Source organism: Paenibacillus zanthoxyli JH29 (assembly GCF_000520715.1).
Lineage (GTDB): Bacteria > Bacillota > Bacilli > Paenibacillales > Paenibacillaceae > Paenibacillus_AQ > Paenibacillus_AQ zanthoxyli.
Genome location: NZ_ASSD01000434.1, coordinates 1 through 1,049, shown reverse-complemented (window position 1 = coordinate 1,049; position 1,049 = coordinate 1). Strand labels below are relative to the sequence as shown.

The window sequence follows — 1,049 nt, the reverse complement described above, 5'->3', positions numbered from 1 at the left end:
TCGTACGGCAGTTTGCCGCTCTTGCGGATCGGCACAAACCCTACGCCCAGCGCATAGGCAAGAGGAGCCCCTATGACAAAGCCCCGCGCTTCAGGACCTGCGATGACATCAATCTTCAAATGGGCCACACGTTCTTTCAGCGCATCGATCGCCCCTCGGTACATTTCACCGTCCTTCAGCAGTGTCGTAATATCTTTGAAGCTGATGCCCGGCTGAGGGAAATCCGGAATCACGCGGATAATTTCTTTGAAGTCCAAAATAACTCCTCCTAAAAGTTTTGATAGCATATACTTCTTTTGAATGGTCTTCGCAAAACTTACTTCGGAAGCATTCGCTTAGTTTTGATAGCATATGCTTCTTGAATAAGCTTCGCAAAATTCGCTTCGTTCTGTTAGCATACAACCCGGGTACCGCATGATCTCTACCCCGCTATGCTTTAGGATGCGCCGAGACGGCGCGACTCCATCCATTCTTGCAGCTCGGACGGACTTCCTTCCATAAAATATTGCTCCATCTCCGCCAATTGGCTAAGGCGCATAAAATGGCTTGAAGAAGTAAGATCCCGGGCGGCAGGCCGGGTTACAAAGGATAGCTGCCCCTGCTCTCTTCTTATAAAATCAAGTTCTTCAAATACATCAAGCATCATCTTCAGCATTCGCAGACTCATCGGCGATTTGCGGCTGAGCCGCAGCAGCACTTCCTGCTCCGGAATCGGACCGGATGCCATTGCGGCCAGCCATTTATAGAGCATCTTAAAATGCTCTCTCGTCGGAACAAGCAGCCGCTCCCGTTCCAGGCGAAGCGAGTGCAGCAGTGCAATGTTATCTGCTGCCGGAAAAGTACGCAGCAATGCATCAAGCTGCTCTGTCGATTCCGGCATATCCAGCAGGCACAGCAGGGATACGCTTCTTCCGTCATCTTCCCCAGGCAGATTGTCTGCCGGAGAAATTCCGTTATATTGATCATATACCCAAAAGGTCATCCCTTGACATTCCGGCTGCTCTTGCTCTTTCAGCCAATCCTTACGGACCACGGCCGCAGCCAGACCT

At 50.9% G+C, this 1,049-nt stretch carries 2 protein-coding genes; both read right to left on the bottom strand.

Going from position 1 to position 1,049, the window contains the following annotated elements; all coding sequences use genetic code 11:
* A partial coding sequence (locus L691_RS0116530; protein ID WP_025691548.1) for a purine phosphoribosyltransferase family protein occupies window positions 1-257 on the bottom strand: 257 nt, incomplete at its 3' end.
* A gap of 179 nt (window positions 258-436) precedes the next feature.
* Window positions 437-1,049: single-stranded-DNA-specific exonuclease C-terminal domain-containing protein (locus tag L691_RS29165; protein ID WP_036737265.1), on the bottom strand; the 613-nt coding region annotated here is incomplete at its 5' end.